We start from the raw sequence: 22,660 nt of genomic DNA, 5'->3' as shown, positions 1-22,660 counted from the left end.
AAGGGCCCGCACCCAGGTGGGTGCGAGCCCTTTTTTCGGCGCGCGTCAGGCGGGGACGATGTTCTCCGCCTGCGGGCCCTTCTGGCCCTGGACGATGTCGAAGGACACCTTCTGGCCCTCGTTCAGCTCGCGGTAGCCGCCGTTGGACACGATGTTGGAGTAGTGCGCGAAGACGTCGGCGCCGCCGCCGTCCTGCGCGATGAAGCCGAAGCCCTTTTCAGAGTTGAACCACTTCACGGTTCCGGTTGCCATGTCGATCTCCTTTAGATAAGTGCAGAAAACATGACCCATCCGGAAATGACCGGCAAGCAAAAACGCGCCCGAAGATCGTATTCCGTCGGGCGCGCAAGTGTTCATGGGTACCACAACTGCAACTTCACTCAGCCTAGCACACGATTCCGGTGCGGCCCCACAAGGCTTTCTTATTTGGTCCGGTCGTCGATAGTTTTTGCCCCGGATTGACCTTTTTATCCGGCGCAGCCGTACACGATGACCTCCACCATGCTCCGGACGGCCTCCCTGTTGACACTCCCCGGCGGCGCGCTGACCAGGGTGAACAGCGCACCTCCGTAGAGCGCGATCATGGCGGGGATCCTCTCGCGCGGGATGGCGAGGCCGAGCTGGTCGTGGTGCCCGGCGGTGACCGGCAACGCCGTGTCGTGCAGGCGCGCGACATGCTGCTCCGCGCCGTCCCGTCCCGCCTGGCCACCCGGCAGCTCGCCGTCCTCTGGCACGCCTAGATCCGCCCGGATCGGGGGTCGTAACGATACATGCCTGCCCCGGGCCTGGCCAGAGGCTCACTTGGGTGGGCCTGGCCGGTTGCGCGGTCGGTAACGCACTCTTGACACGCTGCGATTTGTGTCGATACATGTTTTATCGATACAACCCCGCGGCGGGTGCGGCTGTCCAGGCGGCCCGCAGACGACGATCCGACGTGCCCGACCCCCCGGTAAGAGTGCCAAAGAGGTGCGCGATGTCCCTGCTCAGAAGATCAACTGCGGTTCTGGCGGCTGCCGTTCTGGCCCTGGCCGGATGCGGCTCGGGAGGCGGAGGCGGTGGGAAGACCAAGCTGACGTTCTTCTCCTGGGACAACGAGCAGTCGATGAAACCGCTCATCGAGGCCTTCGAGAAGCAGAACCCCACCATCGACGTCGAGTTCTCCACGGCCCCGCCGGTGGCCGAGTACATCTCCACGCTGCAGACCCGGCTCGTCTCGGGCACCGCCGCCGACGTGTTCGCGATCGCGGCCGAGAACAAGACCAACCTCATCCAGGGCGGCTTCGTCAAGGACCTGACCGGCAAGCCGTACATGGCGAACCTGTCGAAGTTCAACACCGCCACCTACTCGCGGGACGGCAAGGCGTACGGCATGTCGATCTCGTCGTGGTCCGCCGGCATCCTCTACAACAAGGACCTCCTCGCGAAGGCGGGCGTCACCGAGTTCCCCACCAAGTGGGCCGACTTCATCGCGCTGTGCCAGAAGCTCAAGGCGGCGGGCACGACGCCGTACTACGACTCGGTGACGGGCATGCCGCTCACCCTCGCGGCCCTGGTCGGCCACGAGAACGCCCGCCAGGGCGGCGACGTGGACGCGCAGATCTTCGCGGGCCAGAAGAAGTTCGGGGACCTGTGGCTCGGCCCGCTGACCACCTTCAACCAGCTGTTCACCAGCGGGGTGATGAGCAAGGACGTCGTGGGCCTGTCCGGCGAGCAGATCGTGGACGAGTTCGCCAACGGCCGCGTCGCGATGATCTCGGCGGGCCCGTGGAACGTGTCCGCGCTGCGGGAGAAGGCGCCGAAGATGAACATGGCCTTCGTCGGCGTGCCGACGCCCGACGGCAAGCCGTTCTGGTCCGGCGCGGCCTCGCCCGGCTACGCCATCAACGCCAAGACCGAGCACGAGAAGGAGGCCGAGGCGTTCCTGACGTACCTCGGCAGCAAGGAAGGCGTGACGCTGTTCAACAAGCAGACGGCGGCCATGACCACCACGTCGGACGTCACCCCCGAGATCGACAAGGTGCTGGAGCCCAACCTCCAGGCGCTCAAGGACGGCACCTTCTACCTGCCGCAGATCGCCTGGCCGAGAGCGCAGGACGCGCTCAACACCGAGGCGGTCGCGCAGCTCCAGCTGATGGTGCAGGGCAAGGAGCAGCCGGCCGACGTGGCCGCCGCGCTCGACAACCGGCTCAAGGGCCAGAGCTGACATGACGGCGTTCGGCACGAGGGCGCCCGCCGCGACGGGCGCCCTGTCCTGGCTCACCTCGCCGAAGAAGCTGGAAGGGCTGCGCCTGCAGGCGTTCCTGGTGCCGATCGGGATCGTGTTCGCGGTGCTGTTCGCGATCCCGCTGGCCCAGTCCTTCTACTTCAGCGTGACCGACTTCAACGGCTACTCGACGGACGTCGACTTCGTCGGGCTGGAGAACTACCGGAAGATCTTCTCGGATCCGGCCATGCTGGCCGGGCTGGGGTTCACGCTGCTGTACGCGATCGGCACCACGGTGATCGTCACCCTGCTGGCGATCCCGCTGGCCGTGCTGCTCAACCGCCGCTTCTTCGGCCGGAACGTGGTGCGGGCCGTCTTCTTCTTCCCCGCCATCCCCAGCATCGCGATCCTCGGCCTGGTGTGGGGGTTCATCCTGTCGCCGCTCGGCTCCGGCGCCATCAACAGCCTGCTCGGAGAGCTGGGACCGGTGCCCTGGCTGTCCGACAGCACGCTCGCCCAGCTGTCGGTCATCATGGTCGCCGTCTGGTCGTCCACCGGCTGGCACGCCATCCTCTACCTGGCCTACCTGCAGTCGATCCCCGACGACTACTACGAGGCCGCGCGGGTGGACGGCGCCTCGCCGCGCCAGTCGTTCTTCTCCATCACGCTGCCGCTGCTCGCACCGGCCGTCACCATCAGCTCGCTGCTGCTGATGACCGGCGGGCTGAAGGTCTACGACCTGCCCTACACCCTCACCAAGGGCGGCCCCGGGTACGCCACGTTCACCATCACCCAGTCGATCATCCAGAGCGGCATCGCCCAGGCGAAGTTCGGCCAGGCGTCGGCGCTGGCGGTGGTCTTCATGCTGGTCGTCGGCGCGATCGTGGCGGTCCAGCTGGTCCTGTCGAGCCGGCTCGAAGGGCGCCTGTCATGAGAAGGCCGCTGCTCAGCTTCGCGATGATCCTGGCCGCCGCCGTGGTCGGCGTGCCGTTCTACTACATCGTCGTCAACACGTTCAAGACGCAGCGAGAGACGTCGGCCGCGCCGCTCGCGCCGCCGACGAGCCTGTACCTCGACAACTACGTGCGGGTCTTCGAGAGCACGCCGATCCTGCAGTCCTTCCTCAACACGCTGTACGTCACCGCCGTCTCCATCGTGATCATGCTGGTCATCGGGTCGATGGCGGCGTACGCGATGCTGCTGCGCAGGACGCTGGTCAACCGGGTGGCCGGCGTGCTGCTCGTGATCGCGTTCATGGTGCCGGGCCAGGCCACTTTGATCCCGGTCTACCGGATCCTCGTGCAGCTGCGGCTGGTCGACAGCCTCGAAGGGCTCATCTTCCTGTACGCCGCCGGCTCGGTCTTCTGCTACTTCCTCATCCAGGGCTACCTGCGGTCACTGCCGATCTCGATCTTCGAGGCGGCCCGCATCGACGGGGCGGGACCGTGGCAGATCTACTGGCGGATCGTGCTGCCGCTCATCCGGCCCATCCTCATCACGGTCGGCGTGTTCCAGACCATGTGGATCTGGAACGACTTCATCACGCCGAACGTGTTCATCAGCTCGCCCGACAAGCAGACCCTGGTCCTGCAGGTCTACAAGGCGGTCGGGCAGTACTCGGTGGACTGGCCGGCGTTCATGACGCTCAGCGTGATCGTGCTGACCCCCGTGGTGATCTTCTTCATCGCGATGCAGCGGCACATCGTCAACGGGCTGCTACGGGGGAGCGTCAAGGGTTGACGCGTGAGAGGATGCGGGCCGTGCGGGTGATCCGGAGATGGTGACGATCCAGGACGTGGCCAGGGCCGCGGGCGTGTCCGCCATGACGGTGTCCCACGTGCTCAACGACCACCCCCATGTCAAGAACGAGACGCGGGCGCGCGTGCTGCAGGCCATCACCGACCTCGACTACCGGGTCAACGTGGCGGCGCGCAACCTCCGCACCGGGCGGACCGGCACGATCGGGCTCGCCGTGCCCGAGGTGGACCGGCCGTACTTCGGGCAGCTCGCGGCCGAGATCATCACGGCGGCGGCCCGGCACAACCTCAAGGTGGCCATCGAGCAGACCGGCGCCTCCCGCGAGGGCGAGCTGGACGCGCTCTCCCTGTCCCGCAACCGCCTCTACGACGGGCTCATCCTCAGCACCGTCGGGCTCGGGCCGGCCGACACCGACCTGCTCAAGGTCGACTACCCCATCGTCATCCTGGGGGAGCGCATCTTCGACGGGCCCGTGGACCACGTCGCGATGCCCAACGTCGAAGGCGCCCGCGCCGCCACCGCCCACCTGATCGAGCGGGGCTGCCGCCGCATCGCGCTCGTCGACGGCGGCGCCCAGGGCGAGGAGGTCAACGTCTCCAGCCTGCGCTACACCGGCTACCGCGAGGCCCTCGACGAGGCCGGCGTCGCCTTCGACCCGCGGCTCGTGGCCCCGACCCGGCAGCTCACGATGGAGGGCGGGGCCGCCGCGGCCCGGCGCCTGGTGGACGGCGGGGTCGGGTTCGACGGCGTGTTCTGCGTGACCGACACGGTGGCGATCGGCGTGCTGCGCGGGCTGGCCGACCGGGGCGTACGCGTGCCCGGCGAGGTGAAGGTCATCGGCTTCGACAACATCGCCGAAGGCGCCTACACCGTGCCCTCCCTGTCGTCCATCGACCCCGACCACCCGCTGATGGCCGGCACGGCCGTCCGGTTCCTCGCCAAGCGGATCGCCGAGAAGGGCAAGAAGCGGGAGGTCGCCCGCGAGTTCGTCAGCCGCTTCACGGTCGTGGCCCGCGAGTCCACCGGCGGGCCGTGACCCGTTGCCCTTGAGTCCGGGCCCGGGAGCGCATCGTCCGCTGAACCGGAGAGGGCGTCAGGCTGACAGCGCGGCGGCGCGCTCCAGGAACAGGTCGCGCTCGCGTACGTTCCGGGTCAGCTCGGCCGCGCGCCGGAACTCGGCGGCCGCCTCCTCGGCCCGGCCGAGCTTGGCCAGCAGGTCACCGCGGACGGCGGGCAGATGGGCGTACTCCCGCAGGGCGCGCTCGTCCCGGAGGCCGTCGGCGATCTCCAGCCCGCGCTCGGGCCCGTACGCCATGCCGACCGCCACCGCCCGGTTCAGCTCGACGATCGGTGAGGGCGTGACGTGGGCCAGCAGCCGGTAGAGGGCGGCCATGCGCTCCCAGTCGGTGGCCTCCGGGGTGAGCGCGCGGGCGTGGCAGGCGGCGATGGCGGCCTGCAGCCCGTACGGCCCGAGCGTGCCCAGCTCCTCGGCGCGGCGCAGCGCGTCCAGGCCGCGGCGGACCAGGAGCCGGTCCCAGCGGCTGCGGTCCTGGTCGAGCAGCAGGATGGGCGAGCCGTCGCGGGCGGTCCTGGCCGGGATGCGCGAGGCCTGTATCTCCATGAGCGCGAGCAGGCCGTGCACCTCGGGCTCCGCGGGCATGAGCCCGGCCAGCACGCGGCCGAGGCGCATGGCCTCCTGGCACAGCGACGGGCGGATCCAGTCGTCGCCGGCGGTCGCCGCGTACCCCTCGTTGAAGATCAGGTAGATGACCTCCAGGAGGGAGGCCAGCCGCGCCGGCAGCTCGGCGGGCGGCGGCAGCTCGATCGGGATCTTCCGGTCGGCGAGGGTGCGCTTGGCCCGCGAGATGCGCTGCCCGATGGTGGGCTCCGGGACGAGGAAGGCGCGGGCGATCTCGGCCGTGGACAGGCCGCCGAGCAGGCGCAGGGTGAGCGCGAGGCGGCCCTCGGCGGGCAGGGCGGGATGGCAGGCGGTGAAGATCAGGCGGAGCAGGTCGTCGCCGATGTGGTCGTCGAGGGCCTCGTCGAGCTCGGCCTCCGCCGACTCCTGGCGCAGCTCCATGTCCCGGCCGACCTCCTGCAACTTGCGCTGGTAGGTGTCGCGGCGGCGGAACTGGTCGATGGCCTGATGCTTGGCGGCGAGCGTCAGCCAGGCGCCCGGATTGTCGGGTACGCCCTTACGCGGCCACTCTTCGAGCGCGGCCACCAGCGCGTCCTGCGCCAGCTCCTCGGCCAGCCCGATGTCGTTGACCATGCGGGCCAGGGCGGCGATGACCCGGGCGGACTCGATCCGCCACACCGCCTCCACCGCCCGGTGCGAATCGGCTACCGTCATGCGTCCTGCATACAGCATCCGGCCGCGGAGCACGTTCGCGGCCGGATGGGGCGGGGTCAGGCCGGTGGGGCGAAGTCCTCGGGCCCGAACAGCCGCAGCACGTCCGATTCGCCCTCCCATCCCGGCCACAGGTCACGGTGGAGCTTGATGAAGCGGGTGGTCCACTCCACGGCTTCCTCCTTGCTCCTGACCTCGTACAGGGCGTAGCTGATCAGCTCCTTGGCCTCGGCGAACGGGCCGTCGCTGACGGTCAGCCGGCCTCCGCTCACCTCGACCCGGGCCCCCTCGGAGCTGGGGGCCAGGCCGCTGTTGTCGAGCAGGGCCCCGGCCTCGGTGGCCTCCTGGCCGAGCTTGAAGATGGCCTCCATGAGGTCGGCCGGCGGGGGCCCGTCGGGCTGGGCGTTGACTTTGAGGGTGACCAGGTAGCGCATCGTGAATGTCCTTTCTCTACGGGTGGGAATGAAGATCAGCGGGAGAGGTCCAGCGACAGGAGCGACAGCCAGCTCCAGATCGCCACGATGCCGGCGACGAACAGCAGGTTGGCCCACGTGACGCCGCCGCCACTGGCGATGCCGACGAACGAGCCGAGGAACAGCGTGCCGGTGACGCGGGAGTACAGGGCCCAGCCCGTGCGGCCGTCGCGGGCCTGCCGGGAGGCGATGACGTAGCAGCCCGCGACCAGGCACAGGAATCCGACGCCGCCGACGGCCAGGTGGAGGATACCCGACAGGGTGACGACGCCCGGGCCTTCCGGGGTCCCGGCGGGGAAGCCCATCGCGGGGTCGGCGGGGAAGATCGCGGCGCCGATCATGCTGGCGCCGAACGCGCCGACCAGGATCGGCGCCCACCGGGCTCCCCGGCCGGGCGCCAGAGCGCGGCGCAGGCCGACGGCGGCGGCGATGGTGGCCAGGGCGGTGAGGACGAAGTTCGCGGTCTGGATCCAGCCGAGCTCGCCATTGGCGAGGAAGCTCCACGGGTGGCGGGCCAGGTCGAAGCCCTGCCGGGTGAACGCCTGGGCGAGGGCGACGATCACGTAGAACGGACCGGCGACGACGCCGCAGCCGAGGAGCAGGCGCTGGGCGGAGAGGGGGCGGGCGGATGAGTGGGCGAGCTGCCGGGTCATGGTCGTCAACCTCGTGTCGGCGGGGCCGGTCCCTCCGGCCCTCTGGGTACGCTGCGAACGAGGCCAGGCGTTTTCGACACGCGCCCGGAAGTTTTTTCAAGATTTATTCGGCGAACATCCCCTGCCCGGGAGTCAGCAGGTGGCGGGGGTCGAAGCGGCCCTTCGCGCTCTCGACGACCGGCCACAACGGGCCGTAGTGGACGCTCAGGGTCACCATACGTCAACCACGAGCTCGGCGGCCTTGCGGACATCGGCCTCCAGCGGGCGGTCGGGGTCGACCGGAGGGATCGCCTCGATCAGGGCGTCGAGGAGCGCCGCGCAGCCCGGAGCCGTGGGGCGGCGGGCGCCGACGTGCGCGGCCTGCCGCAGCCCCACCGCGAGCGACCCGCAGAGCAACCGCAGCAGGGCGGCCCCGTCGTGGGCGCGGAGGGCGGCCTGGGTGCCGAACGGCACCACGTCCTGGTTGTGCAGGTTGGTCGGCAGGCTCTGCATGCTGACGGGCAGGGCGGCGTGGCGGATCTCGGCGACGAACGCGGTCGTGGCGAGCTGCACCCCCTGCATCCCGTGCTGACGGCCGGGCCCGGCGGCGAGCATCGGGGGCAGGCCGCCGTTGCGGGCCGGGTCGACGAGGAGGTCCAGCTGCCGCTCGGCGAGGTTGCCGAGCTGGGCGGTGACCATCGCGAGGACGTCGGAGGCGAAGGCGGCCGGCTGCCCGAAGAAGTTGCCGCCGTGCACCACCAGGTCGTCGTCGGGGAAGAACAGCGGGTTGTCGCTGACGCCGGACAGGTCGGCCGCGACGACGCCGTCCACGTACCGCAGGGCGTCCTCGGCGGCGCCCAGCAGCTGCGGGGAGCAGCGGATGCTGTACGGCTCCTGCAGCGCGCGCGTCCCGGCCGGGACGATCCCGGCAAGGTGCTTGCGCATGCCGTCGGCGACGTCGGCCGCGCCCGGATGGCCGTACGCCGCGATCAGGCGCGGGTCGAGGAAGCCCGGGTCGCAGCCCAGCAGATCGACCAGCAGGCAGGTGAGCGCCTGCATCGCGCGGTGGGAGGAGCGGACGCCGTCCAGAGCCAGGGCGGTCGCGGCGGTGGTGAGGGACGTGCCGTTGACCAGCGCGAGCGCGTCCCGGCCGTCGAGCGTCAACGGCGTCAGCCCGGCCTGGCTGAGCGCCTCGGCCGCGGGCATGCGCCGGCCGTCGACGTACGCCTCCCCCCGGCCGCGCAGCGCCTGGGCGGCACAGGCGAGCGGGATCAGGTCGCCGCTCGCGCCGACCGAGCCGTACCGGGGGATCGCGGGGACGAACGTCGTCGCGAACATCGCGGCGAGCCCGTCGATCACGTGCGCGGAGACCCCGGACCTCCCCTGCGCGAGCGACCACACGCGTACGAGAAGCGCGGCCCGGCTCACCTCGTGGGCGAGCTCCGGCCCCTGCCCGGCGCCGAGGTGGGCCAGGGTGTTGTCACACTGGTCCGCCTCCTCCTCCCGGCCGGGGAACCCGACCAGGGCGCCGAAGCCGGTGGTCGCGCCGTAGACCGGACGTTCCTCCTCCCGCAGCACGTCGCGCAGGAAGTCACGGCCGCGCTGGACCCGGTCGTGGACGCCCGCGCCGGCCACGACGGGCACCGGGGTCGCGGCGCGGCGCAGGTCGGCCGGGCGGAGCGGGGCGCTGAGATCGATGGAACCTTCGGCGGCGGGCATGCCCGGACCATAGGCAGCCAATTCTCAGAATCTTCTGAGAATTCGTCCGTAGCTTCCAGACCATGGCGCATGACTACCTGATCATCGGGGCCGGACCGGCCGGGCTGCAGCTCGCCGCATCGCTCGAACGTAGCGGTCATGACTATGTCGTCCTGGAACGCGGAGCCGGACCGGGCACCTTCTTCACCACATTCCCGCGGCACCGCCGGCTGATCTCCATCAACAAGGTGCACACCGGGTACGCGGACCCGGAGCTGCGGCTGCGGATGGACTGGAACTCGGTGCTGAGCGACGATCCCGAGCTGCTGTTCACCCGCTACAGCGAGCGGTACTTCCCGCAGGCCGACGATCTCGTGCGCTACCTGTCCGACTTCGCGGCGGCGACCGGCGTACGGGTGCGCTACGACACCGACGTCGTGCGGATCAGCCGGGACGACGGCGGGTTCACCGCCACCGACCGCGGCGGGCGCTCGTGGACGGGCCGGCGGCTGGTCATGGCCACCGGCGTGTCCCAGCTGTACGTCCCGCCGATCCCCGGCATCGAGACCGCCGAACGCTACGACACGTTCGAGACCGACCCGGCGTCCTTCGCCGACCAGCGGGTCCTGGTGATCGGCAAGGGCAACTCGGGATTCGAGACCGCCGACGCGCTCATGGAGCAGGCCGCGGTCATCCACGTCGCCGGGCCGCACTCCATCAGGATGGCCTGGCAGTCGCATTACGTCGGGCACCTGCGCGCGGTGAACAACAACTTCCTCGACAGCTACCAGCTGAAGTCCCAGAACACGGTCCTCGACGGCACGGTGGAGAGCATCGAACGCCGCGATGACGGCCGCTACCGGGTGATGTTCCGCTACGCCCGCACCGTGGAGGCGCTGCGCGAGCTGTTCTACGACCGGGTGATCGTGTGCACCGGGTTCCGGTTCGACGCCTCGGTGTTCGACGACGGCTGCCGGCCCGCGCTGGTCATCAACGACCGGTTCCCGGAGCAGACGCCGGCGTACGAGTCGGTCAACGTGCCCGATCTGTACTTCGCCGGCACCCTCACCCAGCAGCGCGACTTCAAGAAGGCCACCAGCGGGTTCATCCACGGCTTCCGCTACGGGGTGCGCGCGCTGCACCGGATCCTGACCGTCCGCTACCACGGCGGGACCTGGCCGGCCCAGCAGGTGGAGCCGGCCCCGGACGAGATCAGCGACGCGATCATCGCCAGGGTCAACCGCTCCTCCGCGCTGTGGCAGCAGTTCGGCGTGCTCGGCGACGTGGTCACCGTGGACGGCGGCACCGCGCTGTACCAGGAGGAGGTCCCGGTGGCCTACGTCGCCGACGGCGGGCTCGGCCACCCCCGGCACGCGTTCGTCGTCACCCTGGAGTACGGGAAGGACCACGACGCCGCCGACCCGTTCGACATCTCGGTCCCGAGGGTCGTCGAGAACGACGCCGCCAACGCCCACGACGCGAGCTACCTGCACCCGGTGGTGCGGCACTACCGCGACGGCGCGCCGGCCGGCGTCCACCACCTCGCCGAGAACCTGGAGAACCAGTGGGACCTGCCGGCGGTCCACCAGCAGCCGCTGGCCGTCTTCGTCAAGGAGTGCCTTGCCGACGTCGGCTGAACCGTACCCGGGCGTCGTCCTGGACCTCCTCGCCGCGGCCGGGGACCGGCCCGTCTTCGAGCACGGTGCCCGTGCGGTCACCGGGGCGCAGCTGCTCGGCCTCGTCCGGCGGATGGCGGCCGGGCTGCGCGCCGCGGACATCGGGCCGGGGGACGGCCTGGCCATGCTGCTGGGCGTCAGCCCCGAAGCGTTCGCCGCGATCATCGCCGGGTACGTCGTGGGAGCCCGGGTCGTCGGCGTGCGGCCCGGGCTGTCCGACGGCCAGCTGCGCCACCTGCTCGGCCAGGACATCACCGCGGTCGTGACCGACACGGCCACCGGGCCGGCCACCGGGCCGGCCACCGTGCCGGCCACCGTGCCGGAGCTCGGGCCGCCCGCCCTGACCGCGCCGCCCGCCCTGACCGCGCCGCGCCCGCTGACCGCGCCGCCCACCCTGACCGCGCCGCGCCCGCTGACCGCGCCGCCCACCCTGACCGCGCCGCGCACGCTGACCGTGCCGGAGCTGCTGGCCGCGCCCGACGACGGCGGCCCGCCGCGGCTGTCCGGGCGGCCGCACGATGTCGCCCGGCTCGTCCACACCAGCGGCAGCACCGGCACACCGAAGGCGTGCGCGCAGACGTACGCCGCCATGAACGCGGCGTGGACGGCCCGGCCGCGGGCGTGGCCGCCGGCGATCCGGGAGCTGGCCTCCCGGCTGCGGCGCTACCTCGTGTTCGGGTCACTGAGCAGCCAGGTGATGATGGAGTACGGCGTGCTCACGCTCGCCGCGGGCGGCACCATGGTCGTCGCCGACCCGCCGGCGTTCCCCGACGCGATCGTCAGGCACCGGGCCACCGCCACCGTCATCACCGTGCCCCGCCTGTACAAGCTCGTCGCCGCCCAGCGTGCCGACCCGGCCGACCTGAGCAGCCTCCAGGCGCTCATGGTGTCCGGGTCGCCAGTGGCGGCCTCCCGGCTCCGAGAGGCGCTCGACGTGCTCGGCCCGGTCGTGTTCCAGGGCTACGGGCAGACCGAGACCGGCACGATCTCCATGGCCATGCCGTGGGACGTCCCTCCATCGGTCGGGTTCCCGCCCGACGTCGTCGACGTCGTGATCCGGGACGCGGACGGCAGGCCCGTCCCGCCCGGCGTCGACGGCGAGCTGTACGTCCGCACACCCGCGCAGGCCATCGGCTACTGGGCCGAGCCGGCGGAGACCGCGCAGGTGTTCGTCGACGGGTGGGTGCGCACCCGGGACCTGGGCCACTTCGACGAGGACGGGCGGCTGTACCTGGTCGGGCGGACGCGGGACGTCGTCATCGTCAACGCGAACCTCTACTACGCCGGCCCGATCGAGCGGGTTCTGGCCACGTCCCCCGAGGTCGCCGAGGCGTACGTGGTCGGCGCCCCCGACGAGGACACCGGCGAGGCGGTGCACGCGTTCGTGGTGCCGGTGGCGGGCCGGACCCCCGACCTCGGCGAGCTGCGGAGGCTGGTCGGCGAGCAGCTCGGAGCCGCGTGCGTGCCGGCGACCATCACCGTCATCGAAGAGGCGCCACCGGCGCCCAACGGCAAACCGGACAAGCGCCTCCTGATGACCGCGATACCCCGGGCCGAGACCTAGGAGCGGATGGAGCCGCTCACATGCCGCCGGGAGGCTCGATCGATCGGATGACGGCGTCGGGCACGATCAGGTCGGCCTTCGGCTTGGTGGTGGCGATCAGGTCCGCGTTGCGCTGGTCGACCTCCGCCACCCAGCTCGCCGCGCGCTCCGGCGGCTTGCCGAAGCGTACGTGCCGGGTGACCAGCCGGTCCACGCGCTCGGCGTGGTCCAGATCGCAGTACCAGACCTCGTCCAGCCAGGGCCGTACGCGGCCCCAGTCGCCCTCGTCGAGCAGGAGGTAGTTGCCCTCGGTGATGATCAGGCGGGCGGCGCGGGGTACCGGGATGCTGCCGGCGATGGGCTGCTCCAGGTCGCGCTCGAAGGCGGGGGCGTAGACCACGTCCTCCTCGTCCTCGCGCAGGCGGCGGAGGAGGGCGGCGTAGCCGGCCGCGTCGAAGGTGTCGGGGGCGCCCTTGCGGTCGCGCCGGCCGAGCCGGTCGAGCTCGACGTCGGCCAGGTGGAAGCCGTCCATCGGGACGTGGGCCACCCAGTCGGCGGTGAGGCCGGGGGGCGGCTCCTGGCGGAGCAGGCGGGTGAGGGTCACCGCGAGCGTGGTCTTGCCCGCGCCGGGGCTGCCGGTGATGCCCAGCAGGGCCCGGCGGCCGCGCCAGGCGCGGGCGCGGGCGAGGAGGTCGTCCAGGCTCATCGGGCTCGGCTGGTGTGGAGCCGGCCGGCGATGAAGGCGCGGGCGTGGCGGGCGAGGTCCTCGCCGTCGTCCCACAGGTTGCGCCAGATCGCCAGGTCGTTGGAGAGCCCTTCCATCACGACCGCCGAGGAGAACGACTCGAAGGTGATCGGCCCCTGGTATCCGATGTCGCCCAGGGCGTGGAAGAACGCGGTGAAGTCCAGGTGACCGGAGCCGAGGTAGCCACGGTGGTTCTCGCCGATGTGGACGTAGCCCAGCCGGTCGCCGACCTCGCGCACGGGGCGTACGAGGTCGTCCTCCTCGATGTTCATGTGGTAGGTGTCGAGGTGGATCAGGACGTTGTCCTCGCCGATGTCGTCGGCCAGGCGCAGGGCGTCCGCGGCGGTGTTGATGACGTTGGTCTCGTACCGGTTGCAGATCTCCAGGCCGAGCGTCATGCCGTGGCCGCCCGCCTCCTGGGCCAGCCGGCGCAGCACCGCGACCACGTTGCGCCGCCCCGCCTCGGTGAGCGGGCGGCCGTACTTGCCGAGCGCGCTGTAGAGCGCGCCGGTGAAGTGCGTGCCGCCGAGCTCGCGGGTCGTGGCCAGGGAGTCGTGCAGCAGCTTCTCGCCGCGCTCGACCACGGCCGGGTCGTCGCTGGAGACGTCGGCGTCGAAGGCGAGGCCGCGGGAGCAGGCCACACCCAGTCCGGCCGTACGCAGGGCCTCGCGCGCCGCGGCGACGTCGAGGTTCGCCGAGTCGTGCAGCGAGATCTCCAGCAGGTCGAAGCCGGTCGCCTTGGTCTTGCCGATCGCGTACGCCAGCGAGTCCGGGCCGGTGTCGCCGACCCAGACGAGAGCGTGGACGCCGATGGGATTGGTGGTCATCTGAAATTGCCTTTCTGGGCGCCAGTCAGTTGCTGAGCGCGCCGGTGATCAGGGCGACGATCTCCTCGCCGGTGGTCTCGGCCGTACGCCGCCCGCCCACGCACCGCCCGGCCCGCATCACCCACACCTGCTGGCTGAGCCGCATGACCTGGGCGAAGTTGTGGCTGATGAGCAGGACCGCGTGGCCCTCGTCGCGGAGTCTGAGGATCAGCTCCTCGACCCGGGCGGTCTCCTGCACGCCGAGCGCGGCCGTGGGCTCGTCCATGATCACGAGCTTGGAGCTGAACCCGGCGGCGCGGCAGATGGCCACGGCCTGGCGCTGGCCGCCCGAGAGCCGGCGTACCCGGGACTTCACGGCGGGCACGTTGACGGCGAGCGTGGAGACCATCTCGCGGGCGCGGGCCTGCATGGCGCGCCGGTCGAGCAGTGCGACCGGGCCGAACCTGCGGACGATCTCGCGGTTGAGGAACAGGTTCTGCCACACCGTGAGGTCCTCCACCAGCGCGAGGTTCTGGTGGACGGTCTCGATCCCGGCCTCGCGGGCGTCCTCGGGGGAGCGGAAGTCGGTCTCGGCGCCGTCGAAGACGATGCGCCCGCTCTGCGGCCGGTGGATGCCGGAGATGCAGCGGACGAGGGTGGACTTGCCCGCGCCGTTGTCGCCGACCAGCGCGGTGATCTCGCCGCGGCGCAGGGTGAGGGAGACGTCGGCCAGCGCGCGGACGCTGCCGAAGGCCAGGGAGACGTCATGGGTCTCGAGCAGGGGAGTGCCGTTCTCGGTCATCGCTGGAACCTTGTGAGCAGGGCGGCCAGCACCACGACGACGCCGACGGCCAGCGGTTGGTAGAACTGGGAGACCCCGAGCAGGGTCAGCCCGTTGACCAGGGCGACCAGCAGCAGAGCGCCGATGACCGGGCCGATGATGGTGCCCCGCCCGCCGAACAGGCTCACCCCGCCGAGCACGACCGCGGCCACGGAGTTGAGCAGGAAGGAGGTGTTGGAGGCGGGTTCGGCCGCGCCGACGCGGGCGACCAGGAGCAGGGCTCCCACCCCGGCCAGCACGCCGCTGATGGTGTAGACGGCGATCTTGATCCGCCGGGTGCTGATGCCCATCGCGTTGGCCGACTCCGGCGAGCCGCCGGTGGCCAGCACATGGGTGCCGAACCTGGTGTGGAACAGCACGACGTGCGCCACGACCGCGACCGCGATCGCGATCAGGAACGAGTAACCGAAGATCCCCACCCGTCCGGTGGACAGGGCCAGCAGCGCCGGGTCGATGATCGTGACCGGCTTGCCGTCGGAGAGGATCAGCGCCAGACCGGAGGCCGCCGAGAGCATGCCCAGCGTCACGATGAAGTCCGCGATCTTCCCCCAGGCGGTGAGCATGCCGTTGACCAGGCCCGCCACCGCCGCGGCGAGCACGCCCGCCACGCAGGAGAGCACCAGCCCCCACTGCGCCGTGTACGCCTGGCCGAAGACCACCGCGCCCAGCGTCATCGCCGAGGCGATCGACAGGTCGATGCCGGCGGTGGCGATCACGAACGTCTGGCCCACGGCCAGCACGATCAGGATCGCGGCGGCCAGCAGCATGGAGGTGATGTTGCCGGGGCTGAGGAAGGTCGGGTTGAGCGCCTGGAACACGATCACCAGGACGACCAGTCCGACCAGGGCCGCCCACTCCGCCCAGAACCCGACGTCTTTCAGCTTCGCGGCCCAGTGCTCTCCGTCGCGGGCCGCGAGCGTTGCGTTTGCCATGTCTGTCACTCCTCGTCCCACCGGGCCGGACGGCCGGGCAGGAGGGCGTAGGCGCTACTTGATGAGGGACGCGAACGGGTCGTCGTAGCTGCCGAACGGCTTGGGTGTGGCCGCCAGCGCCTTGTCCGCGTTCTCCTTGGTGACCAGCTCGACCGGGGCCTTCACGTCGGCGGGCAGCGTCTTGCCGGTCGCCGCCGCCTGGCACGCCTCCACGCCCATCAGCCCGATGGCGTACGGGTACTGGGCGACGGTGCCGTCCAGGGTGCCGGCCTTGACCGCGTTGAGCGCGTCCTTGATGCCGTCGACGCTGATGACCCTGACCTTGCCGGCCTTGCCCGCGTTGGCGACGGCGCGCGCCACGCCCAGCCCCATGTCGTCGTTGGCGACGAAGAATCCGGCCAGGTCGGGGTGGGCCTGCAGCACGTCGGTGGCGGCGGTGAGCGCGGTCTGCCGCTCCCAGTTGGCCGCGACGGTCTGCACCATCTTGACCTTGGGTCCGAGGCCCTGCTGGAAGCCCTCGATCCGGGCGCCGCTGGTCACGTCGCCCGCGATGCCGCCGATGGCCGCCACGTTGCCGCCGTCGGCCAGCAGCTCGGTCATGCGCTGCCCGGCCATCTTGCCGGCCTCGACGTTGTCGGTCCCGATGTACGTCGCGAGCTTGACGTTCGCGCTCTTGGCCGCCGCCGCGTCGATCGGGCTGTCGATGTTGACCACGGTCTTGTTCTGGGCGGAGAGCTGGGCCAGGCCCTGGACCAGGTTGGTGCCGGAGATCGGGTTGACCACGTAACAGGAGAAGTCCTGCCCGGCCAGGCCGTTGAGCTTGTCCGCCTGGCCGGTCGTGTCCGTGATGGCGTTGGCAGCCTGGACGGTGACCGGCACCTTGCCCGTGGCGGCCTGCTCGTCCATGCCCTGCTTCATCGTCTGGAAGAACGGGTTGTCCAGCCCCTTGATCACCGCGGCGATCTTGGGTGTCGCGGTGCCCGCCTCCCCGGCCGCGGGGGTGGTCCCCGTGGTCCCGCCGGAACCGCAGGCAGCCAGCGCGAGCGCGCCCGCAGCGAGAACCGCGCTGAGGGCCGCGGTGCGGCGACCTCGGGTGTTGGCCATCATCGGATGCCCCTTTCAGCGTCGATGGCATGACCGTAACCAGTGTTTCCGTTAGATTGCAACACTCCTTTCGACTTTTTATGTCGAAACATAGCTAACTTCCGTCTAGTGGGAGACATAGCTAGAGTGACCCCTATGGATGCACCGAGCCTGCCCGGCGTGTGGCGGGGAGCCAGCTCAGGCGAGATCCTCAGCCTGTTCCGCGACGCCCCCGACGGCCTGACGAAGGCCGACGTGATGCGCCACACCGGCCTGTCGCGCACCACCGTCAACCAGCGGCTCGACGGCCTGCTCGCGGCCGGTCTGCTGATCCCCGCCGAGGAGGAGGCGCGCACCCGCGGCCGCCCGGCGGGCCAGTTCGTGGTCAACCGCGACCGCGGGGTGCTGCTGGTGGCCGACATCGGCGCGACGGGCCTGCGGGCCGCCGTGTGCGACCTGGCCGGCGAGGTGCGGGCCGAACGCGAGGTCCGCGCCGAGGTGACCGCGGGCCCGCAGGCCATCCTCACCATCGTGGACGAGCTGTTCACCGAGGTCCTCGCCGCGGCCAGGCGCAAGCCCGGCGAGGTGCTCGGCATCGGGCTCGACGTGCCGGGCCCGGTGGACTTCGAGACCGGACGGGTCGTCAGCCCGCCGATCATGACCGGCTGGGACCGCTACGACATCCCCGGCTGGTTCCGCGCCCGCTTCGACTGCCCCGTCCTGGTGGACAAGGACGTCAACGCCATGGCGTACGGCGAGCAGCGGCTGCGCTACCCCGACGTGCCCCACCTGCTCATGCTCAAGATCGGCACCGGCGTCGGCACCGGCCTCATCGCCAGCGGCAAGGTGCACCGCGGCGCCGACGGCGCGGCCGGCGACGTCGGCCACATCCAGGTCACGGTGGACGACGTGGCCGAGCCGCCCATCTGCCGGTGCGGCAACGCGGGCTGCGTCGAGGCGTACGCCGGGGGCTGGGCCATCGTGCGCGACCTGCGCGAGGCGGGCCGCGACGTGGCCACCGTGGACGACGCCGTACGCCTGATCCGCAGCGGCGACCTCGTCGCGGTGCGGCTCGCCCGGCGCGCGGCCCGCATCCTCGGCGGCGCGATCGCCGACACGGTCAACCTGTTCAACCCGCGCGTCATCGCCATCGGCGGGCAGCTCGCCCACACCGACGAGCAGCTCTTCGCCGGCATCCGCGAGATCGTCTACCGGCGCTCGCTCCCGCTGGCCACCCGCAACCTGCAGATCGTGCGCAGCGACCTCGACCCGCACGCGGGCGTGCTCGGCCTGGCGCAGCTGCTGGTCGACGGCATCTACACCCCGGCGCGGGTCCAGCAGCTCGTGGACGGCGCGGTGGCCTAGCGGGCGGATGAAAGTTACAGGCTCTCCGGCGCGTTCGCCCAGGTCGCGATCGCCTGCCCTTGACCGGGCCGTAGCTCCGCGGAAAGAGTCGATCCGAACCTTTCTGGGTTGGGAGTCCGATGAGTTACGTTCGTCGCCGGTGGCTTGCCATCCTGCTTCCCGCTTTCCTGGTCGTGCTCTGCGCCTTCGTGTCCTTGACGGAACAGTCGGCCGGCGCGGTCAGCGACCCGCCCGGCCCGGTGACCGGCAACGCCACCTACTTCGACGGGCTCGGCTCGCCGTACGGCGGCTGCGGGATGCCCCAGGCGAACCTCGACTCGCAGGACTTCGTCGCGCTCAACGTCTACAACACCCCCGGCGACTACGCCTTCTACCCCCGGCCGCTGACGGGAGCCAACCTCAGCAAGGCCGGGTTATGGAACAACGGCCTCAACTGCGGCCGCTACGTGCAGGTCGAGATCAGCGACTACTGCACGGGCACCAACGACGGAGCGCCGAACCAGGCGTTCTGCCGCAACGGCTCCTGGGTCTCCGACGCCTACAACGGCGCGAAGCTGACCATGCTCGTCGCCGACAGCTGCGGTGACGCCAACGGCTGGTGCCGCGACGATCCCTACCATCTGGACCTGTCCAAGGACTCGCTCAACCGGTTCGTCAAGAACGGCGGCGCGGTCGGGGACCTGTACCCCAACCACTGGAACAACCGGCACGTCACCTGGTCGTTCGTCCCCGCGCCGAACTACAGCGGCGACATCAACATCGGGTTCCTGCAGGGCGCCCAGGTCTGGTGGCCGGCCATCTCCGTCTCGCACCTGGCCAACGGCATCCACGGCGTCGAGTACTACGCCAACGGCGCCTGGCAGCCGGCCCAGATGAACAGCGACATGGGCCAGTCCTACGTCATCGGCGGTACCACGTCGGGCGCGAGCCAGTTCCAGATCCGGGTGCGGGACGCCACGGACACGCTGATCAACGGCGGGCGGGTGTACAGCTTCTCGCTGCCGTCGGCCTGCAACCCGCAGTGCGGCGCGCCGTACACCAAGGTCACCTACACCACCTCGCAGGGCCCGACCTCCACGCCCACGGCCACCCCGACAGTGACCCCGACAGTGACCCCGACGGTGACCCCCACCGTCACGCCCACGGGCGGCACCGGCGTCTCCTGCAACGTGAACCACCAGGTCGCCAGCTCCTGGCAGGGCGGCTTCACGGCGAACGTGACGGTGAAGAGCACGGGCACCACGGCCTGGAACAACTGGACGATCACGTGGACCCCGCCGTCCGGCGTGAGCCTGGTCAACGCCTGGGGCTCCACCATCACGCCGTCGGGCGCCACGTGGACGATCAAGGCGCCGAGCTGGGCCACGAGCCTCGCGGCGGGCGCGACGGCCACCTTCGGCTACCAGGCCAACGGCCCGTCCACGGCCGCCCCGACCGGCATCACCTGCTCGTAGCCGAGCGGCGGGAGCGAGCGAGGGCCAGCCCGCTGAGTGCCACGCCGACCAGCCCCACCACCAGGGCGATGTAGCCCCCGACTATTCCGTAGCCGGTGCCGGGACCGCCCTCGGCGGCGGCCACGACCAGCCCGCCGACGACCGCGCCGGCCAGCCCCGCCGCCAGCGCCACGGCGGCACGGCGCCGTCCGTTGGCGCGGGCCAGGGCCAGCCCGCCGAGGACCACGCCGGCCAGCCCCAGCACTATGGCCACCAGGGACCAGAGACGCCCGGGGGTCAGGTCGTAGGAACTGACGTCCAGGGCTGCGGCGAGCAGATGACGGATGGGCATGAGGTGCTCCTTCTCCTGCGAACGGATGTGGCCTGAGCATGTCCGCCGGACCCGCCGCCGGTCGTCCGCCTGGCGTGGGCCGTTCGCGGTGCCGCCGATGCCGCAGCCGGCTACCGCGGATGCCGCAGAAGCCGTGGAAGTACCGCGGGCGCGGTAGCCGGCCGGTCATCCGTGCGGTGGAGTCGCCCACGGCGGTATCCGGCTAAGGTGCGCGCATGAGCACAGGACGGTTCGGCGTCCCGGCAGGGGTCACAGACTGGGCGATCGCCGTGGGCGTGGCGGCGGCGCTGCTGGTCACCGGGCTGTCCGGGCAGCACTCCGCCGCCCGTCTCGACCTGCTCGGCTACGCGCTGCTGGCGGCCGGCGGCCTGGCGCTGGCCGCGCGCCGCCGGGCCCCGGTTCCGGTCCTGGCCGTCACCGGGCTGTGCGCGGCGGGTTACCAGGCGGCCGGGTTCGACGTGCCCGCCGTCGCGTACCTGTTCGCGGTGTACGCGGCCGTGCGCGCGGGACACCGTACCGTCACCGTGGCGGTGAGCGTGGCGATGCTGGCCGTCCTGCCCCTCGCGGCCCTGGCCTCGGGCCTGCACGACACGGGCGAGGCGTTCGCCCAGGCCAGGGGCGCCCTGGAGCTGGCCTGGCTGGTCGCGGCCGGCGCCGCGGGCGAGGCGCTGCGGCAGGCCGAGCGGCGGGCGGACGAAGCCGAGCGCACCCGGGAGGAGACCGCGCGGCGCCGCGCCGACGAGGAGCGGCTGCACATCGCGCGGGAGCTGCACGATTCGCTCACCCACCAGATTTCGATCATCAAGGTGCAGGCCGAGGTCGCCGTCCACGTGGCCCGCAAGCGCGGCGAACCGGTGCCGGAGGCCCTGCTGGCGATCCAGGAAGCCGGGCGCGAGGCGACCCGGGAGCTGCGCGCGACCCTGGAGGCGCTGCGCGACGACGACACGAGCCCGCCGCGCGGGCTCGACGACGTCGCGGAGCTGGTCGAACGGGCCCGGACGGCCGGGCTGGACGCGACGCTGACGATCGGGGGACAACGCCATGACGTGCCCGCCGCGGTGGACCGGACCGTCTACCGGATCGTTCAGGAGTCCCTCACCAACGTCGCCCGCCACGCCGCCGCCGCGACCGCGTCGGTCCGGATCGACTACCGTCCCGACGCCCTCGCGGTCCGCATCGACGACGACGGCAGGGCCACCCCGGACACCGCCCCGCCGCCCGGCGTCGGGCTGCTCGGGATGCGCGAACGGGTCACCGCCCTCGGCGGCCGCCTGCGGGCGGCGCCGCGCGAGGAGGGCGGCTTCACCGTCCAGGCCGAGCTCCCCGTGGACCGGACGTCATGATCCGTGTCGTGCTGATCGACGACCAGCCGCTCCTCCGCAGCGGGTTCCGCGCCCTGCTCGACCTGGAGGACGACATCGACGTGGTGGCCGAGGCCGCCGACGGCGAGGAGGGCCTGGCCCTGGTCAGGCAGCACCTGCCCGACGTCGCGCTCATCGACATCCGGATGCCGGTCGTCGACGGCATCGAGGCGACCCGGCGCATCGCCGCCGACCCGGCCCTGGCCGGGGTGCACGTCGTCATCCTGACCAACTACGGCCTGGACGAGTACGTCTTCAACGCGCTGCGCGCCGGCGCGGCCGGATTCCTCGTCAAGGACATCGTGCCGGAGGACTTCCTGCACGCCGTACGCGTCGCCGCCCGCGGTGACGCCCTCCTCGCCCCGTCGATCACCCGCAAGCTGATCAACCGGTACGTCACCCAGCCCCTCCCCGCCGCCACCGGCACGGGGCTGAAAGAGCTGACCGGCCGCGAGCGCGAGGCCGTTGCCCTGGTCGCGCAGGGCCTGTCCAACGACCAGATCGCCGACCACATGGCGATCAGCTCGCTGACCGCGAAGACCCACATCAACCGGGCCATGGCCAAGCTCGACGCCCGCGACCGGGCCCAGCTCGTGGTCTTCGCCTACGAATCCGGCCTGGTGGTCCCGCGCAACTCCTGACCTCCCGGGCCGACAGTGATCAGGGGGCGTCCGGTGTGGGTTCGCCCACCGCCCTGCCCTCCGCCTCGACCCAGGCGTGCGCGCCGAACGGGGGCCGTACCCGGACCCCCGTACATCAGGTCGGCCACGAGCCCCGCCTCCGGCACAGCAGGGCGAGCACGGTACGCAGGCGCCGCGGCGGCAGCACGGCCAGCGAGAACGCCGCGGCCAGGCGCCGCACGTCGAGCCCGGCGGCCAGGGCGTCGGCGCGGTCGGAGGCGACGGTGGGCCCGTTCACGCGCGCGTGGAAGACCAGCCGGAGCCCGGACGCGGTGCCCTGGACGCGTAACCGGCCGTCCAGCGCGGCGACGAGGTGGAAGCTGCCGGGCAGGGTTCGGGCCGGCCGGGCGAGGTGCGCCGGGTCACGCAGCCGGCTCGCCTCCACGGCCAGCCGGTCGGCGTCGAACGCGCAGCGCCCGATCACCGCCAGCCTGGTGGCGCCCGCGGAAGGATCCGGCTGCCACAAGACGGGGCTTCTCGTAGCGCTTCATGCGATTTCCTTTCGGCTCGCTCCTCGCATTACAGGGACGACTTTGCAGCGCCTCCGGGGGATTCGTCCAGGTCAACCGTCGAGTGACCCTATAGCACTCTTTCTCCGCATAAATCGCCCAAAATGGCACAGGCGGTGAGGGGGACATATCTGTGCAATTGGATAATTCGTGTGTGCCGTAGAGTCGCAAAATGGAGCAAAAGTGTACGACGAATGCCGTGCCCGGAAAGGTTCCCGGG

General features: G+C 71.3%; 24 protein-coding genes and 1 pseudogene. 10 read left to right on the top strand and 15 right to left on the bottom strand.

Annotated elements, in window-relative coordinates; translation table 11 throughout:
* Positions 1 to 45 precede the first annotated feature (45 nt).
* Both HD596_RS10870 and HD596_RS10865 read right to left on the bottom strand, forming a co-directional pair.
* Positions 46 to 252: a cold-shock protein gene (locus tag HD596_RS10870; protein ID WP_185069135.1), complete on the bottom strand. Its 207-nt coding sequence runs from the start codon at positions 250 to 252 to the stop codon at positions 46 to 48.
* A 215-nt stretch (positions 253 to 467) separates the two neighbouring features.
* Positions 468 to 734 carry a hypothetical protein gene (locus HD596_RS10865; protein ID WP_185069134.1) on the bottom strand — a complete coding sequence of 89 codons (267 nt, stop codon included), beginning with the start codon at positions 732 to 734 and terminating at the stop codon, positions 468 to 470.
* Positions 735 to 973: 239 nt separating this feature from the next.
* Between HD596_RS10865 and HD596_RS10860 the strand changes: the two genes are divergently transcribed.
* The 4 genes from HD596_RS10860 to HD596_RS10845 are packed head-to-tail and all read left to right on the top strand — an operon-like array spanning position 974 to position 4,997.
* Positions 974 to 2,203: an ABC transporter substrate-binding protein gene (locus HD596_RS10860; protein ID WP_185069133.1), complete on the top strand. Its 1,230-nt coding sequence runs from the start codon at positions 974 to 976 to the stop codon at positions 2,201 to 2,203.
* Position 2,204: 1 nt separating this feature from the next.
* A complete protein-coding gene (locus HD596_RS10855) occupies positions 2,205 to 3,137 on the top strand; it encodes a carbohydrate ABC transporter permease (protein WP_185069132.1) in 933 nt (310 codons plus the stop codon).
* Positions 3,134 to 3,943: a carbohydrate ABC transporter permease gene (locus HD596_RS10850; protein ID WP_185069131.1), complete on the top strand. Its 810-nt coding sequence runs from the start codon at positions 3,134 to 3,136 to the stop codon at positions 3,941 to 3,943. Before HD596_RS10855 ends, HD596_RS10850 begins: the two co-directional genes overlap by 4 nt.
* Positions 3,944 to 3,980: 37 nt before the next feature.
* Positions 3,981 to 4,997, top strand: coding sequence for a LacI family DNA-binding transcriptional regulator (locus HD596_RS10845; RefSeq protein ID WP_185069130.1), 1,017 nt, complete (start codon positions 3,981 to 3,983; stop codon positions 4,995 to 4,997).
* A gap of 57 nt (positions 4,998 to 5,054) precedes the next feature.
* Here HD596_RS10845 and HD596_RS10840 read toward each other — a convergent pair whose 3' ends face one another.
* The 5 genes from HD596_RS10840 to HD596_RS10820 form a co-directional block, all read right to left on the bottom strand.
* Positions 5,055 to 6,314 (bottom strand): RNA polymerase sigma factor, encoded by a 1,260-nt coding sequence (locus tag HD596_RS10840; RefSeq protein WP_185069129.1) that lies wholly within the window; start codon positions 6,312 to 6,314, stop codon positions 5,055 to 5,057.
* A gap of 56 nt (positions 6,315 to 6,370) precedes the next feature.
* On the bottom strand, positions 6,371 to 6,745 hold the full coding sequence (locus HD596_RS10835; protein WP_185069128.1) for a YciI family protein: 375 nt from the start codon (positions 6,743 to 6,745) through the stop codon (positions 6,371 to 6,373).
* 35 nt (positions 6,746 to 6,780) lie between these two features.
* Positions 6,781 to 7,437: a DUF998 domain-containing protein gene (locus tag HD596_RS10830; protein WP_185069127.1), complete on the bottom strand. Its 657-nt coding sequence runs from the start codon at positions 7,435 to 7,437 to the stop codon at positions 6,781 to 6,783.
* 103 nt (positions 7,438 to 7,540) lie between these two features.
* Positions 7,541 to 7,654 carry a hypothetical protein gene (locus HD596_RS10825; RefSeq protein WP_185069126.1) on the bottom strand — a complete coding sequence of 38 codons (114 nt, stop codon included), beginning with the start codon at positions 7,652 to 7,654 and terminating at the stop codon, positions 7,541 to 7,543.
* Positions 7,648 to 9,135 (bottom strand): aromatic amino acid ammonia-lyase, encoded by a 1,488-nt coding sequence (locus tag HD596_RS10820; protein ID WP_185069125.1) that lies wholly within the window; start codon positions 9,133 to 9,135, stop codon positions 7,648 to 7,650. The genes HD596_RS10825 and HD596_RS10820 overlap by 7 nt, the downstream gene beginning before the upstream one ends.
* A gap of 62 nt (positions 9,136 to 9,197) precedes the next feature.
* Here HD596_RS10820 and HD596_RS10815 point away from each other — a divergent pair, with 62 nt between their 5' ends.
* Both HD596_RS10815 and HD596_RS10810 read left to right on the top strand, forming a co-directional pair.
* Positions 9,198 to 10,751 (top strand): NAD(P)-binding domain-containing protein, encoded by a 1,554-nt coding sequence (locus HD596_RS10815; RefSeq protein WP_185069124.1) that lies wholly within the window; start codon positions 9,198 to 9,200, stop codon positions 10,749 to 10,751.
* Complete coding sequence (locus tag HD596_RS10810) at positions 10,735 to 12,354, top strand: class I adenylate-forming enzyme family protein (protein WP_221519278.1); 1,620 nt, start codon at positions 10,735 to 10,737, stop codon at positions 12,352 to 12,354. The genes HD596_RS10815 and HD596_RS10810 overlap by 17 nt, the downstream gene beginning before the upstream one ends.
* Before the next feature lie 16 nt (positions 12,355 to 12,370).
* On the opposite strand, the gene HD596_RS10805 is transcribed toward HD596_RS10810, so the two are convergent.
* The 5 genes from HD596_RS10805 to HD596_RS10785 are packed head-to-tail and all read right to left on the bottom strand — an operon-like array spanning position 12,371 to position 16,764.
* The gene (locus HD596_RS10805; protein ID WP_185069123.1) at positions 12,371 to 13,039 is read right to left on the bottom strand and encodes a nucleoside/nucleotide kinase family protein; all 669 of its coding nucleotides are present in this window, start codon (positions 13,037 to 13,039) and stop codon (positions 12,371 to 12,373) included.
* Positions 13,036 to 13,905, bottom strand: coding sequence for a sugar phosphate isomerase/epimerase family protein (locus HD596_RS10800; protein WP_185069122.1), 870 nt, complete (start codon positions 13,903 to 13,905; stop codon positions 13,036 to 13,038). The genes HD596_RS10805 and HD596_RS10800 overlap by 4 nt, the downstream gene beginning before the upstream one ends.
* A gap of 25 nt (positions 13,906 to 13,930) precedes the next feature.
* Positions 13,931 to 14,686, bottom strand: coding sequence for an ATP-binding cassette domain-containing protein (locus HD596_RS10795; RefSeq protein WP_185069121.1), 756 nt, complete (start codon positions 14,684 to 14,686; stop codon positions 13,931 to 13,933).
* The gene (locus HD596_RS10790; protein ID WP_185069120.1) at positions 14,683 to 15,657 is read right to left on the bottom strand and encodes an ABC transporter permease; all 975 of its coding nucleotides are present in this window, start codon (positions 15,655 to 15,657) and stop codon (positions 14,683 to 14,685) included. Before HD596_RS10790 ends, HD596_RS10795 begins: the two co-directional genes overlap by 4 nt.
* Positions 15,658 to 15,711: 54 nt before the next feature.
* Positions 15,712 to 16,764, bottom strand: coding sequence for a sugar ABC transporter substrate-binding protein (locus tag HD596_RS10785; RefSeq protein WP_221519277.1), 1,053 nt, complete (start codon positions 16,762 to 16,764; stop codon positions 15,712 to 15,714).
* A gap of 132 nt (positions 16,765 to 16,896) precedes the next feature.
* Here HD596_RS10785 and HD596_RS10780 point away from each other — a divergent pair, with 132 nt between their 5' ends.
* Together HD596_RS10780 and HD596_RS10775 are read left to right on the top strand one after the other, a co-directional pair.
* Positions 16,897 to 18,105 carry an ROK family protein gene (locus tag HD596_RS10780; RefSeq protein ID WP_185069119.1) on the top strand — a complete coding sequence of 403 codons (1,209 nt, stop codon included), beginning with the start codon at positions 16,897 to 16,899 and terminating at the stop codon, positions 18,103 to 18,105.
* Between the two features lie 119 nt (positions 18,106 to 18,224).
* Positions 18,225 to 19,559 (top strand): cellulose binding domain-containing protein, encoded by a 1,335-nt coding sequence (locus HD596_RS10775; protein WP_185069118.1) that lies wholly within the window; start codon positions 18,225 to 18,227, stop codon positions 19,557 to 19,559.
* Here the strand turns inward: HD596_RS10775 and HD596_RS10770 are convergent.
* Positions 19,546 to 19,890: a DUF6223 family protein gene (locus HD596_RS10770; protein ID WP_185069117.1), complete on the bottom strand. Its 345-nt coding sequence runs from the start codon at positions 19,888 to 19,890 to the stop codon at positions 19,546 to 19,548. The genes HD596_RS10775 and HD596_RS10770 overlap by 14 nt on opposite strands.
* A 215-nt stretch (positions 19,891 to 20,105) precedes the next feature.
* On the opposite strand from HD596_RS10770, the gene HD596_RS10765 reads away from it, so the two are divergent.
* Both HD596_RS10765 and HD596_RS10760 read left to right on the top strand, forming a co-directional pair.
* Positions 20,106 to 21,233: a sensor histidine kinase gene (locus tag HD596_RS10765; protein WP_185069116.1), complete on the top strand. Its 1,128-nt coding sequence runs from the start codon at positions 20,106 to 20,108 to the stop codon at positions 21,231 to 21,233.
* The gene (locus HD596_RS10760; protein ID WP_185069115.1) at positions 21,230 to 21,892 is read left to right on the top strand and encodes a response regulator; all 663 of its coding nucleotides are present in this window, start codon (positions 21,230 to 21,232) and stop codon (positions 21,890 to 21,892) included. The genes HD596_RS10765 and HD596_RS10760 overlap by 4 nt, the downstream gene beginning before the upstream one ends.
* 19 nt (positions 21,893 to 21,911) lie before the next feature.
* On the opposite strand, the pseudogene HD596_RS61565 reads toward HD596_RS10760, so the two are convergent.
* Together HD596_RS61565 and HD596_RS61560 are read right to left on the bottom strand one after the other, a co-directional pair.
* Positions 21,912 to 21,971: pseudogene (locus HD596_RS61565) on the bottom strand (hypothetical protein); the annotation flags it as partial.
* Between the two features lie 36 nt (positions 21,972 to 22,007).
* Positions 22,008 to 22,397: a hypothetical protein gene (locus tag HD596_RS61560; RefSeq protein ID WP_246558555.1), complete on the bottom strand. Its 390-nt coding sequence runs from the start codon at positions 22,395 to 22,397 to the stop codon at positions 22,008 to 22,010.
* Positions 22,398 to 22,660 lie beyond the last annotated feature (263 nt).

Origin of the sequence: Nonomuraea jabiensis (genome assembly GCF_014204795.1) — a bacterium.
In the GTDB taxonomy this organism is placed as follows: domain Bacteria; phylum Actinomycetota; class Actinomycetes; order Streptosporangiales; family Streptosporangiaceae; genus Nonomuraea; species Nonomuraea jabiensis.
Note: the sequence above shows the minus strand (reverse complement) of the source record. Positions and strands in the feature narration are given on the sequence as shown.

Excerpts from the sequence above, each read along its gene's own strand:
- HD596_RS10845 (WP_185069130.1), top strand. The coding sequence starts at position 3,981 with ATGGTGACGATCCAGGACGTGGCCAGGGCCGCGGGCGTGTCCGCCATG.
- HD596_RS10850 (WP_185069131.1), top strand. The coding sequence starts at position 3,134 with ATGAGAAGGCCGCTGCTCAGCTTCGCGATGATCCTGGCCGCCGCCGTG.
- HD596_RS10765 (WP_185069116.1), top strand. The coding sequence starts at position 20,106 with ATGAGCACAGGACGGTTCGGCGTCCCGGCAGGGGTCACAGACTGGGCG.
- HD596_RS10800 (WP_185069122.1), bottom strand. The coding sequence starts at position 13,905 with ATGACCACCAATCCCATCGGCGTCCACGCTCTCGTCTGGGTCGGCGAC.
- HD596_RS10790 (WP_185069120.1), bottom strand. The coding sequence starts at position 15,657 with ATGGCAAACGCAACGCTCGCGGCCCGCGACGGAGAGCACTGGGCCGCG.
- HD596_RS10775 (WP_185069118.1), top strand. The coding sequence starts at position 18,225 with ATGAGTTACGTTCGTCGCCGGTGGCTTGCCATCCTGCTTCCCGCTTTC.
- HD596_RS10855 (WP_185069132.1), top strand. The coding sequence starts at position 2,205 with ATGACGGCGTTCGGCACGAGGGCGCCCGCCGCGACGGGCGCCCTGTCC.
- HD596_RS10830 (WP_185069127.1), bottom strand. The coding sequence starts at position 7,437 with ATGACCCGGCAGCTCGCCCACTCATCCGCCCGCCCCCTCTCCGCCCAG.
- HD596_RS10795 (WP_185069121.1), bottom strand. The coding sequence starts at position 14,686 with ATGACCGAGAACGGCACTCCCCTGCTCGAGACCCATGACGTCTCCCTG.
- HD596_RS10835 (WP_185069128.1), bottom strand. The coding sequence starts at position 6,745 with ATGCGCTACCTGGTCACCCTCAAAGTCAACGCCCAGCCCGACGGGCCC.
- HD596_RS10870 (WP_185069135.1), bottom strand. The coding sequence starts at position 252 with ATGGCAACCGGAACCGTGAAGTGGTTCAACTCTGAAAAGGGCTTCGGC.
- HD596_RS10785 (WP_221519277.1), bottom strand. The coding sequence starts at position 16,764 with ATGATGGCCAACACCCGAGGTCGCCGCACCGCGGCCCTCAGCGCGGTT.
- HD596_RS10760 (WP_185069115.1), top strand. The coding sequence starts at position 21,230 with ATGATCCGTGTCGTGCTGATCGACGACCAGCCGCTCCTCCGCAGCGGG.
- HD596_RS10840 (WP_185069129.1), bottom strand. The coding sequence starts at position 6,314 with ATGACGGTAGCCGATTCGCACCGGGCGGTGGAGGCGGTGTGGCGGATC.
- HD596_RS10860 (WP_185069133.1), top strand. The coding sequence starts at position 974 with ATGTCCCTGCTCAGAAGATCAACTGCGGTTCTGGCGGCTGCCGTTCTG.
- HD596_RS10815 (WP_185069124.1), top strand. The coding sequence starts at position 9,198 with ATGGCGCATGACTACCTGATCATCGGGGCCGGACCGGCCGGGCTGCAG.
- HD596_RS10770 (WP_185069117.1), bottom strand. The coding sequence starts at position 19,890 with ATGCCCATCCGTCATCTGCTCGCCGCAGCCCTGGACGTCAGTTCCTAC.
- HD596_RS10825 (WP_185069126.1), bottom strand. The coding sequence starts at position 7,654 with ATGGTGACCCTGAGCGTCCACTACGGCCCGTTGTGGCCGGTCGTCGAG.
- HD596_RS10805 (WP_185069123.1), bottom strand. The coding sequence starts at position 13,039 with ATGAGCCTGGACGACCTCCTCGCCCGCGCCCGCGCCTGGCGCGGCCGC.
- HD596_RS10780 (WP_185069119.1), top strand. The coding sequence starts at position 16,897 with ATGGATGCACCGAGCCTGCCCGGCGTGTGGCGGGGAGCCAGCTCAGGC.
- HD596_RS10820 (WP_185069125.1), bottom strand. The coding sequence starts at position 9,135 with ATGCCCGCCGCCGAAGGTTCCATCGATCTCAGCGCCCCGCTCCGCCCG.